Raw genomic sequence first — 13329 nt, forward strand, 5'->3', positions numbered from 1 at the left:
CGTCGGATACTGCTTACGCCTTGCCATTGGGCGAATCTACCGCAGGCGCTATCAAGTTCATAACACGCTCTAGCAGCAGCATCCACTGGCCGGGCTGCGGGGCGTGCAGCCGCAACCGCAGCCAGACGGTGGCCTGGGTGTAGCCCGCGCTCAGGTGACCGGGCAGGGGCTGCCAGCTTTGGGCCTGGGCCGCCTGCGCGGCGCCGAGGGTACCGGCCGCATCGTCCAGGCGTTCGAGGTGGCCGGCCGCGGGGAGCCGGTGGGCATCGGGCGCGAGCAGTAGCGGCGCGGGCATTCGGGGCGCCTGTGGCGCCTGGGCGTGCGTCCACGGCAGCGCCAGCAGCAGCGCCAGGGCAACGATGAGCGCACGATAATTTCGCATTCCGATTCCAGGGGCGGGCGCGAGCGTACCGCCTTTTCTTGCATGATCGACGTGATCCTTCTCGAAGATGAACCCGTGCTGCGCTCGGAGCTGGGCGAATTCCTGGAGCAGACCGGCTATGCGCCGCAGTGCGTTGCCAGCCTGGCGGAGTGGGAGCGCCATTTCGATGCGCGCCGCCACCGTTTGGCGGTCATCGACATCGGCTTGCCCGACGGCAGCGGCCTGGCGCTGATCCAGCAGCTGCGCCAGGGCGGGCAGGAGTTGGGCATTGTGGTGTTTAGTGCGCGCAACACGAGCGCTGACCGCATCGACGGCTTGGCAACGGGCGCTGACCACTACCTGGGTAAGGGCTGCGACCTCGATGAGCTGGAAGCGACGCTGGCCGCGCTGGCGCGCCGCCTGGGCCTGCAGCGGCGCGAGGCGCGCTGGCGGCTGGAACTGGGCGCGGGCCGCCTCGCTCCGCCTGGTGCCCCGCCGGTGGCGCTGTCGCGGCAAGATCTGCTGGTGCTGCAATGCTTGATGCGCACGGCTGGCGAGAGCGTGAGCCGCCGCCAGATCGTGCAGGCGCTGGGTGCTGATTACTTCGACTACGACCAGCGCCGCCTCGATACGCAAATGCGCCGCCTACGCCGCAAGGTGCAGGATGAAAGTGGCCAGCGGCTGCCCGTCAAGACCCTGCGCGGTAGCGGCTACTGCTTCTATGCTCCCGCTGCCATCGGGTAAAACGCCCCCAAACCCTTTCCATTCAAGAGCTGTTTGCTGCTCTTTCAGAAGCGAGGCCGCCGCGCCGCGCGCAGGCCGAAGGCCGCCGCCAGGGCCGACAGCAGCAGCACGCCCCACTCGCTGAGCGTGGGAATGGCCTGCGCGCCGGCGGGCGCGGCCAGCAGCGCGAAGCCGCCCGGGTCCTGGATCAACTGGTTGGCCGCGCCGTCATGGTCGCCCAGGCCGCCGTCGGTCAGCGTCAGTGTGGCGCTCAGTCGGTCGCCCGCGATGGCGACGCGCGAGGCGGGCAGTTCGTACCAATGGTCCTGGGTGCAGGCATTGCCCTGGCAGTTGAAGCCGTCGGGGCTGGGGCCGTACTTCATGTACACGGCGCCCGCGGGGATGGGGCTGGTGAAGTGCAGGGTGACGGTGGCATCGCTGCCCTGGGTGCCAGAACTCAGGTTCAGTGCTAGCACCCCGGCCGGGAAGGTGGCGCCGTCCAGCGCGTCCGCGCCCGTGGGCGGGGTGGCGCTGATGGTGGCGTTGTCCACCTGCCAGCCGTTCGTGGGCGTCAGAACCACCATGGCGCTGCCGCTGCCTGCATTCGCCCAGGGGGCTTGGCAGTTGATGGGGCTGCCGCCATTCTGGCCCTGGCACTGCCATGTGTATAGGCTGCCCGCGCTAGACACCGGACCGGGCGTGCCGGCGCTGCATAGGTTGGCGGCCGGGGCGATGGCGCGGGGCTGACCGGCGGCACTGCCGCAGGCACCATCGACCGGCGCCGCGGCGACGGCGGCCGAGGGGGCGGAGCATGCTTGTACGTCCGCCGCCGTGCCAGTGCTGGCCACGGGCGTGACGCAGAAGGTGAGCACTGAGCCCACGTCGACCGCGACGGGCGTGTACTGCAGGCTGGTGGCGCCGCCGACAGCCGTGGCGCCGCGCTTCCACTGGAAGGTACTCATGCCCTCGGGGTCGTTCTCTGTGTCGGTGTAGGTGTAGCTGCCTGTGAGCGGCTGACCTTCCTGGGGTGTTCCGGTGACGGTGACTCCGGTGGCCGTGGGGCCGGCGTTGACGGGGCGGAACCCCAGGATGCGGTTGTTGCTGCCGTCGGCGATCAGGAGGTAGCCCGTCTGGGCGTGGTAGCGCAGGCTTTCCGGGCCGTTCATCTTCGATGCCGACAGTCTGCTGCTGCTGCTGGTGAAGTCGCTTTGCCCCAGCACATGGTCGGCGTCGGCGCCGTTGGGCTTTTGGGCGGGGTTGTCGAAGATCAGCACGCGGTGGTTGCCGGCGTCTGATACGTACAGCGCGCCGTCGGGGAGGACGTTGATGATCCAGACCGAATTGCTCATGTTGGAACGCGATGCCGTGCCGCTGCCGCCCGTTTGCAGGTCGGGTGCGCCGAGCACGCCGTCGGCTGGCGCTCCGTTATTTTTGGTCGAGGCGTTGTTGAAGCGCAGGATGCGGCGGTAGTCGATATCGCTCACGTAGAGGTTGCCGCCGGCATCCACCGCGAGACCCAGGGCTCCGCTGACGGAAGACGCCGAGATCGCGCTGGCGCCTACCGTGGTGAAGTTGGCTGCGCCCAGCACGCCATCGGCATCGGCGCCGTTGGATTTGCCGGCAGCATTGTTGAAGCGCAGCACCCGCTTGTTGGCGGGGTCGTTGACGTAGAGATCGCCGTTGGGGCCGAGGGCCAAGCTGGTTGGGGTAAGGGGGCCGAAGCGATGGGCCGTGGTGTCCGTGGCATAGCTTGTGAAATCAGCCTGGCCCAGCACGCCGTCCGCGGCCGCGAAGTCGGTCTTGGTGGCGGCGTTGTCGTAGCGCAGCACACGGAGGTTCATGGTGTCGGTCACGAAAAGCCGCCCGCTGCTATCCATGGCGCAGTACATGGGCGCATTCAGGGATTTCGCTGAAAGCCCCCCGTTGTTGGCCGTGGTGCTGGTGAAGTCGGGCTGACCGAACACCGCCTCGGCTGCGCCGCCGATGGTGGCGGCCTGGGCGGAGGAAAAGCGCAGGATACGGTTTTGGCCGTAAACCACTACGAACACCTTGCCCGTGGTCGCGTCGATGCAGATGTCCGAGGGGTATTCGAAACGGGAGGCCGACGCGCCGCCGCCTGCGGTGGTGAAGTTGTCCGCCCCCAGCACCAGGGTGGCAGCCTGGCCGTCGGTATAGGGGGATGCTGCGATGGCGCTACCGCACTAGGCCAGGACCAGGGCTGCGAGCCAGGCGCGCATGGGGCCGCAAAAAGGGAGGGAGTGGTTCATGTTTCTTCTCGAAAGCCGGGTGTTCGGCCGCAGAAAAGACTACAAGCTGAAACACTTGCGAATCTGAGCGAATCTGAGCGCGTAAGAAAAAAAGTTTGAGGCCAAATCGGCCTCAAACCATTGTGCAGAAAGCGCTGGCAGCTATGCTTCTTGATGGCTGGTGTGCAACTGCTCGAACGGCAGCTGCTGCTTGACCAGGATCACGGTGCACGGCGCATCCCGCGCCACGCGGATGGGCACGGTGTCGATGAAGCGCTGCAGCTGTAGCCCGTGCGTGGCCGCGCCCAGGATCATCATGCCCACGCGGTTGCCCTCGGCATAGCGCACCAGGGCCTGGGCCACGTCGCTGGCTTCGAGCACGTGGTAGCTCGCGGCGTGGCCCGTGAGATCGAGGCCCGAGGCCCACTGCTTGAGGCGCGCGAGGTGCTGGCGGTGCAGCGTGGTCTCGCTGCGCGCGCTGTCCGAGGTGCTGCTGGCGCCGGGCGAGATCACCGTGACGCAGGCCAGCCGCGCGCCGGGGCGGATGCCCAGCGAGCGCGCGACGGCTTCGCGCAGCGAGTAGAGCGTGGCGTCGGTCACGTCGTTGTGCGGCACGGCCACCATGAGGATGGGCACCTCCGCGATCTGGCGCTCGGGCAGCGGGCTGGGCTGGTAGTGCATGCCCGCGGCCTTGATCCAGCGCTTGAGGTGCGCACGCACGCCCGGCCCGCGCAGGCGCCGGCCGCGCTCGGTGATGGGCACCTGGTCGGGATTCGTCAGGTCGAATGCGAGGTGCGCGGCCGTGGGGTAGCGCTGCGCGGCCTCGGGCTCCAGGCAGCGCAGGATGATTTCCTGCAGCCACTCGGGCAGGTCGGGGCGGTGCTGGCGCGGTGGGGCGGGCGTCATCCACAGGCGCTGGCGCAGGCCGCCCTGGGTGGCGGGCGCGCCGAAGGGCAGCTCGCCCGTGGCCATCTCGTAGAGCATCACGCCGATGGCGAAGATGTCGCTGCGCAGGTCGCCGCGCACGCCCACGACCTGCTCGGGCGCGATCCACGCGGGCGAGCCCACGGCCTTGCGCATCTCCTCGGCCAGCAGGTCGGGGTAGTGGGCGTGGCACGACAGGCCGAAGTCCAGCAGCACGGCGCTGCCGTCGGCGCGCAGCAGCACGTTGGCCGGTTTCAGGTCCAGGTGGCAGACGTTCTGCTGGTGGATGCTGTGCGCGGCGATGGCGACCGCGCCGCCCAGGCGCGCGATGGCGGCTGCGTCGGCCAGCGCGTCGCCGCGCTCGTGCGTGTCGATCCAGTGCTGCAGCGTGTGGCCCTCCACGTATTCCATGACGAGGTAGGGCAGACGCACCAGGTCGCCCGCCGCCACAAAGCGCGGCACATGCGGGCCCGAGAGCGTAGGCAGGATGGTCAGCTCGACCTCGAAGCTGACGATGTTCTCGGCCCCGTCGCCCGCCGTCATGCGCGGGATCTTCATCGCCATGGCGAAGCCCGGGTCGCGCGCGGTGCTGGCGTAGCCCACGCGGTAGATGTGGGCCATGCCGCCCGCGTGGATGCACTCGTGCACCACGAAGCCGTCGATCTCGGTGCCGGGTTCGAGCAGTTTCATCAGCGGCCCTTTTCCAGGCGATCAGCGAAGAACGCGGGTAGCCCGCTCGCGCGCACGGCCGCGGCCGCGGCCAGGTGGTCGTAGGGCACGCGGCGGAAGGTGAGGGTGGCGGCATCCTCGTCGAACAGCGCATACATGGCGCGCACGTCGCCGTCGCGCGGCTGGCCGCACGAGCCCACGATGGCCAGCCACTGGCGGTGCGGCGGCACGGGCACGGGCACGCCGGGCTGCGGGGAGAAGCGCATGAGCTTGGCCGTGGGCGTGAGGAAATAGAGCGCCTGCTCGTGCACGTGGCCGCTGAAGACGTAGCGGATGGCCGGGTCCACCTGCGTGGCGGCGGCCATGCTGCGCTCGGCGGCGTTGCCGTCGGTCACGTAGTGCCAGCGCTCGGGGCCGTCGGCGCTGGCATGCACCAGCAGCGCGTCGGGCCCCATGCGGGCGGTGAGCGGCAGGCCGGCCAGGAAGGCGCGGTGGTGCTCCTGCAGATGCGGCCCGGTCCACTGCGCGCTCTGGTCGCCCAGGTTCTGGGCGGTGGCGGGCGGGGCCAGGGCGGCATCGTCGTGGTTGCCGCGCACGGCGAGCGCGCCGGCGCCGGTGAGCTGCATCGCCCGGTCCAGCACGGCGCCGGGGTCCGCGCCATAGCCCACCAGGTCGCCCAGCAGGGCGAACTGCTGCGCGCCGTGCGCTCGGGCGTGCTCCAGGCAGGCGTCGAACGCGGGCAGATTGGCGTGGATGTCGGACAGCAGGGCGATCTTCATGGCGGGGCAGCGTGCGGTGGCAGCCCTCCATGATGGCCCCGGAAGCTGATCGCTGGCTTGCAGCGCGGAGCGCGGGGCCTAGGGAAAACGCGAGGGCGTCGCGTGTGGCGGGTGCCGTCTCAGGCCAGCGCCAGGGTCACGTCGATGTTGCCGCGCGTGGCGTTGGAGTAGGGGCACACCTGGTGGGCGGCGTCCACGAGCTGCTGCGCCTGGCCCTGCTCCAGGCCCGGAAGGCTGATCGTCAGGCGCACGGCGATGCCGTAGGCGTTGGGAATGGTGCCCAGGTCCACTTCGGCGTCTACCGCCACGTCCTGCGGCACTGCAATGCCCAGCTTGCCGCCCACGGCTTTCATCGCGCCGATGAAGCAGGCCGAGTAGCCCGCGGCGAAGAGCTGCTCGGGGTTGGTGCCCGTGCCGCTGCCGCCGGGCGAGGAGAGCTTGACGTCCAGGCGCCCGTCGTCGGTGCGCGCGGCGCCGTCGCGGCCGCCGGTGGTGTGGACGCGGGCGGTGTAGAGAACTTTGTCGAGGGAGGCCATGGTGTTTCCTTTCGGAGGGTCAGCGCGCGGCCAGGCGGTCGCGCAGGGTGGTGAGCTGGCGCGTGAGCGCCTGCAGCTCGGAGACGTCGCACTGGCTGCGCTCCATCACGCAGCGCGGGATGTCCTCGGCGCGTTCGCGCAGCGCCCGGCCCTGCGGCGTGAGCGTGATGCGCACGCGGCGCTCGTCCTGCACGTCGCGCAGCCGGGCCACGAGGCCGGCCGCCTCCAGCCGCTTGAGCAGCGGGGTGAGCGTGCCGGAGTCGAGGAACAGGCGCTGGCCGAGTTCGGAGACGGTGAGCCCGTCGCGCTCCCACAGCGCGAGCAGCGCCACATACTGCGGGTAGGTGAGGCCGAGCGCGTCCAGCAGCGGCTTGTAGAGCTTGGTCATGGCCAGCGATGCGGAATACAGCGCGAAGCAGACCTGGTGGTCGAGCCGCAGCAGCTCGGACGCGGGTGGCAGGGAATGGGAGCGCGAAGGCATGGGTGGATTGTGAAGTGCAATTAAATTGCGTGCAATTGAATTGTATGCATCCATTCTGGATGCGAGGTTTTTTGAGTTGCTATTGAAAAAGGAGCTGCTAGCGCTTTATGGATAAGCGCTAGAGGCTGATTTTTCTTGAAATAGGGCCGCCACTGGCGGCGGAAGGCCGAACCAGGGGCGGTGCCGTGTGCGGGGGCCTCAGTACGCGGTCTGCACTGCGCCGCGCGCGCCGGGCCGGAAGGCGGCGGCCAGGCCGTCGGCCGCGTTGCGCAGCAGGATCATGTCCATGCCCACGGCGACGAACTGCGCGCCCAGTGCCAGGCATTCGCGCGCGCGGGCCTCGTCCACCATGAGGATGCCCGGCGCCTTGCCGGCTGCGCGGATGCGGCGGACCGCATCGTCGATGGCCGCGCGCACCTCGGGGTGGTTGGCGTTGCCCGGGTGGCCCATGCTGGCCGACAGGTCGGCCGGGCCGATGAAGATGCCGTCCACGCCATCGACGGCGGCGATGGCCTCGAGCTGCGCCAGCGCCTCGGCCGTTTCCACCTGCACCAGCAGGCAGAGTTCCTTCTCGGCATCGCGCACGTAGTCCATGTCGCGCCCGTAGTGCGACGCGCGCATGGTGCCGCCCATGCCCCGGATGCCGCGCGGCGCATAGCGCATGGCGGCCACGGCGGCGCGGGCTTCATCCGCGTTCTGCACGAAGGGCAGCAGCAGCGTCTGCGCGCCGATGTCGAGGATGCGCTTGATCAGCACCGGGTCGTTCCATGCTGCGCGCACCACGGGGTGCGTGCGGTAAAGCGGCTCGGCGGCCACGGCCTGCAGCTGCTGTAGCACCAGGGGCACGTCGGCGGGCGTGTGCTCGGTGTCGAGCAGCAGCCAGTCGAAGCCCGATCCGGCCACCAGCTCCGCCGCGTAGGGCGAGGCCAGCGTGCACCACAGGCCGATCTGGGCCTGGCCCGAGGCCAGGGCGTGTTTGAAGGTATTGGTCAGGGGCATGTCTATCCGAAGTGGCAGGAAACGGTGCCGAATTCCCCATAGTCTGCCACCACGGTGTCGCCCTGGCCCACGTCGATGGGGCGGATGAACGAGCCTGCGAGTACCACTTCGCCCGCCTGCAGCTGGATGCCGTGGCGGTGCAGCCGGTTGGCAAGCCATGCAACGCCGTAGGCCGGGTGGTTCAGCACGCCGGCGGCCAGGCCGGTTTCCTCCACCTCGCCGTTCTTGTTCACGATGGCGCCGATGCGGCGCAGGTCCGCATCGATCAACTGGGGCTTGAAGGCCCGCCCGCCCAGGACCAGCGCCGCGTTGGCCGCGTTGTCGGAGATGGTGTCGACAACGGTTCGTGTCTTGCCGGTGACAGGGTCCACGCGCTGGATGCGCGCATCCAGGATCTCCAGCGCTGGGGTGATGTACGCGGTGGCGTCGAGTACGTCGAACAGCGTGCAGTGGGGGCCGGACAGCGGCTTGCCGAGCACGAAGGCCAGCTCGGCCTCAATGCGCAATTGCAGAAACTTCTCCGTGGAGATCGCGGCGCCGTCGCGGTAGAACATGTCGTCGAGCAGCGTGCCGAAATCAGGCTCGCCGATGTTCACGGCGCGCTGCATGGCCTTGGAGGTCAGGCCGATCTTGTGCCCCAGCACGCGGCGGCCCTGGCGCAGTTTGAGGTCCATCCAGGCGGCCTGCACGGCGTAGGCGTCGTCGATGCCCATGCCGGGGTACTGCAAAGAGAATTGGCGGCAGGGCGTGCGCGTGCGCTCGGCCGATTCCAATTGCTCGGCGGCCGCCTCCAACTGCGCGGGAGACAGGGACATGTGTGGTGCGCTCATGCCTCGGCCTCCACGCTGTTGCGCAGCGTGCCCACGCCGCTGACCTCCACCTCCACCACGTCGCCGGGCCGCAGGAAGCGGGGCGGGTCGAAGCGGATGCCCGCGCCGATGGGCGTGCCGGTGACGATGAGGTCGCCGGGCTCCAGTGCCGTGAAGGTCGAGAGGTAATGGATCAGGTAGGCGAAGTCGAACATCAGGTTCGCAGTGGTGTCGTCCTGGCGGAGCTCGCCGTTGACCCGGGTACGCACGCGCACGTTGCCGAAGCCCTCGGGAAATTCGTCGGCCGTCGCGAGCCAGGGCCCGACGGCACCGGAGGCGTGGAAATTCTTGCCTTGCGTGACGTTGAACTTGGCGTGGTGCACCCAGTCGCGGATGGTGCCTTCGTTCACGCAGGTCAGGCCGCCGATGTGCGCCAGCGCCTGTGCCTGGGGGATGCGGCGGCCGCCGCGCCCGATCACCAGCCCTATCTCGCCCTCGTAGTCGAGCTGTTGCGATTCATGGGGCTGCACGAGCGCCTGGCCGTGACCCACAAAAGAGTCGGGCACACGCATGAAGATGCTGGGGTACTTGGGTAGATCGCTGCCGTCCTTGTACTCGGCATTGCGGTGCGCGTAGTTGACGCCGATGCAGAAAATCTTGCGCGGGGCTGGCACGGGCGGGAGCAGCTGCACGGCCGCCAGATCGAGGCCGGGTGGCGCTTGCTCGGCCAGCGACCGGGCTTGGCGCAGCGCCGCGTCGCCGCCTGCGAGCAGCGATGCCACCGAGTCGAACTCCGCCATCCGGCGATCCAGTTCGACGATGCGGTTTCCGTGGACCACGGCGCCCCAGCCGGGGCGGCCTTCATGGAGGTAGCTGGCGAGCTTCATGGAGTATCGAAACCGAAGAAGTGGGCGGGATTGGTGACGAGGATCTTGCGCAGCGTGTCTGCATCGGGCGCGAAGCGGTAGAGCAGTTCCAGGAGGTCGCCCTCGTTGGGAGGCTGCTTGACCGATACGGGATGGGGCCAGTCGCTGCCCCAGACGCATCGGTCGGGGGCCGCGCCGATCAGGCGGCGCGCCAGGGGCACCACGTCGTCCCAGGGTGCGCCCTGGCGCGAGATTTTTTCGGACAGCGACAGCATCACCCAGAAGTTGCCGCGCTGGAACAGCTCCAGGATGCAGGCCAGGCTGGGATCGTCCTCGCCCAGCTCGGGGTTGGCACGGCCCATGTGGTCCATGAGCACCGGCACGTCCTGCAGGTGCAGGAAGGCCTGCATCTGCTCGGCGATGCCGCCCGGCTCCGGCTGTACCTTGACGTACCAGCCCAGCTCGCGCACGCGCGCCAGTGCGCGCTCCTGCTGCTGCGGCGTGAAGCTGATGCCCAGGCCGCCGCGCGTGAAGCGCGCGCCGCGTACGCCGGCGTCATGCAGCCGCTGCAGATAGGCGTCGTCGCACTCCACGAGCACGGCGGCGTTGGCGCAGGCCATGTAGCGGTGGGGGGGGCTGCCCGCGTTGAGGCCGGCCAGCGCGTCCAGCACCACCTGGTGGTCGGCGCCGTAGGTGGTGGCTTGCACGATCACGCCACGCTGCACGCCCAGCGTGGCGTGCAGCTGATGCGCCGCCTGCCAGGTCGCCGTGGGCATTTCATAGGCGGCGCCCGGGCGCACGGGATAGCGTTCGCGCGGGCCGAAAACGTGGAACTGGCTGTCGCACGCCAGCGCGGGCGGAAGCGGCTGCGGCGCGCGGGGCGCGGGGTCGAACGGGAGATAGTCGGGCATGGCGGGATGGGTGGTGGGGCGCGTTCAGACGATGTAGGCCGTGAAGCTGCATTCGATGAGCTTGCCCATGTCGAGATCGGGCGCGTGGATGGCATGGCGCGCGGGACGCGATGCCGCGTCGGGGAACATCTCCAGCCACGGCACGTTGAGTGCGGGACGCTGCGTGCGATCCTTCATCCACACCGTGACCTTGGCGATATCGGCGGTGCTGCCGCCGGCCGCCTCGACGATGCGGCGCATGTTGTCGAGCATGCAGCGGCACTGGGCCTCGATGCCGTCGGCGATCTGGCCCGTGGCGGGGTCGGTGCCGAGCACGCTGCCGCTTTCCACCAGCGGCCCGATGCGGCAGGCGGCCGGAATCGGGTTCTTGTGGCTGAAGCCTTCGATGTAGATGCTGGTGCGGCCCGCCGGGGCGCTCAATCCGCCGTGATGCCCGCTTGCTTGATGATGGGTGTCCATCGGTTGTCTTCCTGGGTGAGGTATTGGGTGAACTGCGCGGGCGTGGTGGCGCGCGCTTCGGAGCCGAGCGCGGTGAAGCGATCCTGCACGCCCTTGTCGGACAGGATCTGCCGCAGCGCGTCCGCCAGCTTGTCCACGATGGCGGCGGGTGTTCCCTTGGGCGCCAGGATGCCCGTGAAGGTCTCCGCGCTGAACCCGGGGAAGCCGGACTCCGCCAGCGTGGGAACGTCGGGCAGTTGCGGCAGGCGCTTCGGCGAGGTGACGACCAGGGCGCGCGTGCGGTGGCTCTGCAGGAACTGCTGGGCCACGGACAGCTGGTCGAAGTTGAACTGCACCTGGCCGCCCAGCAGGTCGGTGGTGGCCGGCGCGTTGCCCTTGTAGTGCACGGTGGTCCAGCGCGCGCCGCTCTCGCGCTGCAGGTATTCGCTCACCAGGTGATTGGTCGTGCCCGCTCCCGGAGACGCCATGGTGATGGCGCCCGGATTGGCCTTGGCCGCCGCGAGCAGATCCGCCATGCTCTTGTAGGGGGTGGACGGGTTCACCTGCAGCAGCAGCGGTGTGAACGAGACGGACGATACGGGTGCGAAGTCCTTCTTCCAGTCGTAGAGGCTGCGCTTGAAGATCAGCGGCGAGAACAGGATCGGCCCGTTGGCACCCATGAAGAAGGTGTAGCCATCGGGAGCGGATTTGGCGACGGCCTCGCCCGCGATCATCCCGCCCGCGCCCGGCCGGTTGTCCACGATGAACGGCTGCTTGAAGTGCTGCTGCAGCTGCTCGCTGATGATGCGCGCTGCGCCATCGACGTTGCCGCCGGGAGGGTAGGGGAGCACCAGCTTGACGGGCTTGTCGGGCCATGCACCGGTCTGTGCGATGGCCAGCGGCGCGGCTCCCGCGCAGGCCCACAGCAAAGCGTGGGAAAGAAGGGTTCGACGTTGCATGGGCATGTCTCCTGGGCTTTTTTTGCGATGGGGCGGACGGTGCATCCGTTGGCACAAATCGTAGGCTTCGGGGTCTGGAGGCAGCAATGGCGGAATGGCGGATTTGTCCATAATGTGGAACGAAAGGCGTCGTGACCATGGCGGCGCGGGCCCCGTGCTCCGCACAATCCCTTCAGCGCTCCGCAAACCCACACCGCTGCCGCCATGACCCATACGACCCTGCGTGCCGACACCCTCGCTCCCGAAGCCACCTATCGCTTGATGAGCGGCATCGTGGTGCCCCGCCCGATCGCCTGGATCACCACGCTGTCGCAGGCGGGCGTGGTGAACCTGGCGCCTTTTTCGTGCTTCACCTTCGTTTCCAACAAGCCGCCGATGCTGGGCGTGAACATCGGCCGCAAGGCAGGGGCACGCAAGGACACGGGGGCGCATATCCTGGCGAGCAGCGAATTCGTCGTGAACATCGGGCATCGGGGGCACATGCACGCCATCCATGAGAGCAGCGCCGAGCACGCGCCCGATGTGAGCGAGGCGGAACTGCTCGGACTGGCCACGGCGGCCAGTGAAACGATCGCCGTGCCGCGCCTGGCCGACGCGCCGGTGAGCATGGAATGCCGGCTCGATCGCGTCATTCCCTTCGGGGATACGGGCGCCGAATTCTTCGTGGGGGTGGTCACGGCATTCCATGTGCGGGAAGACTTGCTGCAGGACGGCAAGATCGACACCCGCGCCCTCGACCCGGTGTGCCGCATCGCTGGCCCCAACTACGCGACGCTGGGTGAAATCGTCACCCTGCGCGCGATGGCGCAGACACCGAAGGCGGTGTTGGCTCCCGGGAGATGACCGGCCTCGCCTTCCCCGCGGGACAGGACGGAGCGCAGAGCATCCGCCGCGCGATTGCGGTGCTGCGCATCGTGGCGTCGGGGCAGGAAAGCGGGGTGCGCCTGACCGACGTCGCTTCGGCCACGGGTCTCAACCGGCCCACGGTGCACCGGATCCTGCGTGCGTTGGTGGAGGAAGGCGCGGTGGAGCAACAACCCGTGACGCGGCGGTATCTGATCGGTACCGAGGTGTCGCTGCTGGGACTGGCCCGGCCTGCGGGTTTCCCTCTGCGTTCGCTGGCGGCTCAGCACCTGCATCACATCGGAGAGGTTCTGGGGGAGACAGCTTTTCTGACCATCCGCAAGGGCGACGACTCCGTGTGCCTGGCGCGGGCGCTGGGGAGCTATCCGATCAAGGTTCTCTCGATCGAGGTGGGCGCGCGCCGCCTGCTGGGCATTGGCGTGAGCGGGGTGGTACTGCTGGCCTCCCTGCCCTACGCGGAGGCCGTGGAGATGATGCAGCGCAATGCCGGCCGGTTGAAGGGGCTGGGACTCGATGCACGGGACATTCTGGAGCGCTGCGCCGCAGCCCGCATGCTGGGGTATGCCTATACGGCCACGGGCGTGGTGCGCGGTACGCGCGCCGTAGCCGTTCCGGTGCAGACGCTTGCGGGAGACACCGTGGCGGGCATCGCCGTCACGGCGATTTCTTCCCGCCTGACCGAGAGCCGCCTGCCCCATGTGGTGCAGGTGATGCAGGAGCAGGCGCGGCTCATCGGAGAGAAGCTCGGGCAGCGCCAGCGCTGA

The 13329-nt window shown here is 68.8% G+C and carries 15 protein-coding genes; 3 read left to right on the top strand and 12 right to left on the bottom strand.

Translation table 11 applies throughout. The features are described 5' to 3' along the window. Positions 1-13 precede the first annotated feature (13 nt). Positions 14-382, bottom strand: coding sequence for a 7TM-DISM domain-containing protein (locus tag AVS7_RS12030; protein WP_020228645.1), 369 nt, complete (start codon positions 380-382; stop codon positions 14-16). Between the two features lie 42 nt (positions 383-424). Here AVS7_RS12030 and AVS7_RS12035 point away from each other — a divergent pair, with 42 nt between their 5' ends. After that, positions 425-1105 (top strand): response regulator transcription factor, encoded by a 681-nt coding sequence (locus AVS7_RS12035; protein ID WP_020228646.1) that lies wholly within the window; start codon positions 425-427, stop codon positions 1103-1105. Positions 1106-1149: 44 nt separating this feature from the next. On the opposite strand, the gene AVS7_RS24895 is transcribed toward AVS7_RS12035, so the two are convergent. From AVS7_RS24895 to AVS7_RS12090, 11 genes are all read right to left on the bottom strand, one after another. After that, positions 1150-3231, bottom strand: coding sequence for an IPTL-CTERM sorting domain-containing protein (locus tag AVS7_RS24895; protein WP_020228647.1), 2082 nt, complete (start codon positions 3229-3231; stop codon positions 1150-1152). Positions 3232-3492: 261 nt separating this feature from the next. Further along, positions 3493-4944: a bifunctional serine/threonine-protein kinase/universal stress protein gene (locus AVS7_RS12045; RefSeq protein ID WP_020228648.1), complete on the bottom strand. Its 1452-nt coding sequence runs from the start codon at positions 4942-4944 to the stop codon at positions 3493-3495. After that, complete coding sequence (locus AVS7_RS12050) at positions 4944-5702, bottom strand: metallophosphoesterase (RefSeq protein ID WP_020228649.1); 759 nt, start codon at positions 5700-5702, stop codon at positions 4944-4946. Before AVS7_RS12050 ends, AVS7_RS12045 begins: the two co-directional genes overlap by 1 nt. 119 nt (positions 5703-5821) lie before the next feature. After that, positions 5822-6238: an organic hydroperoxide resistance protein gene (locus AVS7_RS12055; RefSeq protein ID WP_020228650.1), complete on the bottom strand. Its 417-nt coding sequence runs from the start codon at positions 6236-6238 to the stop codon at positions 5822-5824. Between the two features lie 19 nt (positions 6239-6257). Further along, entirely contained in the window at positions 6258-6719 is a 462-nt protein-coding gene (locus tag AVS7_RS12060) for a MarR family winged helix-turn-helix transcriptional regulator (protein ID WP_020228651.1), read from the bottom strand. 198 nt (positions 6720-6917) lie between these two features. After that, positions 6918-7718 carry an aldolase/citrate lyase family protein gene (locus AVS7_RS12065; protein WP_020228652.1) on the bottom strand — a complete coding sequence of 267 codons (801 nt, stop codon included), beginning with the start codon at positions 7716-7718 and terminating at the stop codon, positions 6918-6920. A gap of 2 nt (positions 7719-7720) precedes the next feature. Then, a complete protein-coding gene (gene hpaH / locus AVS7_RS12070) occupies positions 7721-8548 on the bottom strand; it encodes a 2-oxo-hept-4-ene-1,7-dioate hydratase (RefSeq protein ID WP_024001465.1) in 828 nt (275 codons plus the stop codon). Continuing rightward, positions 8545-9414 carry a fumarylacetoacetate hydrolase family protein gene (locus AVS7_RS12075; protein WP_020228654.1) on the bottom strand — a complete coding sequence of 290 codons (870 nt, stop codon included), beginning with the start codon at positions 9412-9414 and terminating at the stop codon, positions 8545-8547. The genes hpaH and AVS7_RS12075 overlap by 4 nt, the downstream gene beginning before the upstream one ends. Then, positions 9411-10304, bottom strand: a complete 894-nt coding sequence (locus AVS7_RS12080) for an amidohydrolase (protein WP_020228655.1) — start codon at positions 10302-10304, stop codon at positions 9411-9413. The genes AVS7_RS12075 and AVS7_RS12080 overlap by 4 nt, the downstream gene beginning before the upstream one ends. Positions 10305-10328: 24 nt before the next feature. Beyond that, positions 10329-10763 carry a RidA family protein gene (locus tag AVS7_RS12085; RefSeq protein WP_049696909.1) on the bottom strand — a complete coding sequence of 145 codons (435 nt, stop codon included), beginning with the start codon at positions 10761-10763 and terminating at the stop codon, positions 10329-10331. Beyond that, positions 10721-11701, bottom strand: coding sequence for a tripartite tricarboxylate transporter substrate binding protein (locus tag AVS7_RS12090; protein WP_034690815.1), 981 nt, complete (start codon positions 11699-11701; stop codon positions 10721-10723). Before AVS7_RS12090 ends, AVS7_RS12085 begins: the two co-directional genes overlap by 43 nt. A 204-nt stretch (positions 11702-11905) precedes the next feature. On the opposite strand from AVS7_RS12090, the gene AVS7_RS12095 reads away from it, so the two are divergent. Together AVS7_RS12095 and AVS7_RS12100 are read left to right on the top strand one after the other, a co-directional pair. Beyond that, complete coding sequence (locus AVS7_RS12095) at positions 11906-12544, top strand: flavin reductase family protein (RefSeq protein ID WP_020228658.1); 639 nt, start codon at positions 11906-11908, stop codon at positions 12542-12544. Further along, positions 12541-13329: an IclR family transcriptional regulator gene (locus AVS7_RS12100; RefSeq protein WP_020228659.1), complete on the top strand. Its 789-nt coding sequence runs from the start codon at positions 12541-12543 to the stop codon at positions 13327-13329. The genes AVS7_RS12095 and AVS7_RS12100 overlap by 4 nt, the downstream gene beginning before the upstream one ends.

This window comes from Acidovorax sp. MR-S7, from assembly GCF_000400995.2.
Classification (GTDB): Bacteria; Pseudomonadota; Gammaproteobacteria; order Burkholderiales; family Burkholderiaceae_C; genus MR-S7.

Excerpts from the sequence above, each read along its gene's own strand:
- AVS7_RS12055 (WP_020228650.1), bottom strand. The coding sequence starts at position 6,238 with ATGGCCTCCCTCGACAAAGTTCTCTACACCGCCCGCGTCCACACCACC.
- AVS7_RS12045 (WP_020228648.1), bottom strand. The coding sequence starts at position 4,944 with ATGAAACTGCTCGAACCCGGCACCGAGATCGACGGCTTCGTGGTGCAC.
- hpaH (WP_024001465.1), bottom strand. The coding sequence starts at position 8,548 with ATGAGCGCACCACACATGTCCCTGTCTCCCGCGCAGTTGGAGGCGGCC.
- AVS7_RS12095 (WP_020228658.1), top strand. The coding sequence starts at position 11,906 with ATGACCCATACGACCCTGCGTGCCGACACCCTCGCTCCCGAAGCCACC.
- AVS7_RS12065 (WP_020228652.1), bottom strand. The coding sequence starts at position 7,718 with ATGCCCCTGACCAATACCTTCAAACACGCCCTGGCCTCGGGCCAGGCC.
- AVS7_RS12090 (WP_034690815.1), bottom strand. The coding sequence starts at position 11,701 with ATGCAACGTCGAACCCTTCTTTCCCACGCTTTGCTGTGGGCCTGCGCG.
- AVS7_RS12075 (WP_020228654.1), bottom strand. The coding sequence starts at position 9,414 with ATGAAGCTCGCCAGCTACCTCCATGAAGGCCGCCCCGGCTGGGGCGCC.
- AVS7_RS12035 (WP_020228646.1), top strand. The coding sequence starts at position 425 with ATGATCGACGTGATCCTTCTCGAAGATGAACCCGTGCTGCGCTCGGAG.
- AVS7_RS12060 (WP_020228651.1), bottom strand. The coding sequence starts at position 6,719 with ATGCCTTCGCGCTCCCATTCCCTGCCACCCGCGTCCGAGCTGCTGCGG.
- AVS7_RS12080 (WP_020228655.1), bottom strand. The coding sequence starts at position 10,304 with ATGCCCGACTATCTCCCGTTCGACCCCGCGCCCCGCGCGCCGCAGCCG.
- AVS7_RS12030 (WP_020228645.1), bottom strand. The coding sequence starts at position 382 with ATGCGAAATTATCGTGCGCTCATCGTTGCCCTGGCGCTGCTGCTGGCG.
- AVS7_RS12085 (WP_049696909.1), bottom strand. The coding sequence starts at position 10,763 with ATGGACACCCATCATCAAGCAAGCGGGCATCACGGCGGATTGAGCGCC.
- AVS7_RS12050 (WP_020228649.1), bottom strand. The coding sequence starts at position 5,702 with ATGAAGATCGCCCTGCTGTCCGACATCCACGCCAATCTGCCCGCGTTC.
- AVS7_RS12100 (WP_020228659.1), top strand. The coding sequence starts at position 12,541 with ATGACCGGCCTCGCCTTCCCCGCGGGACAGGACGGAGCGCAGAGCATC.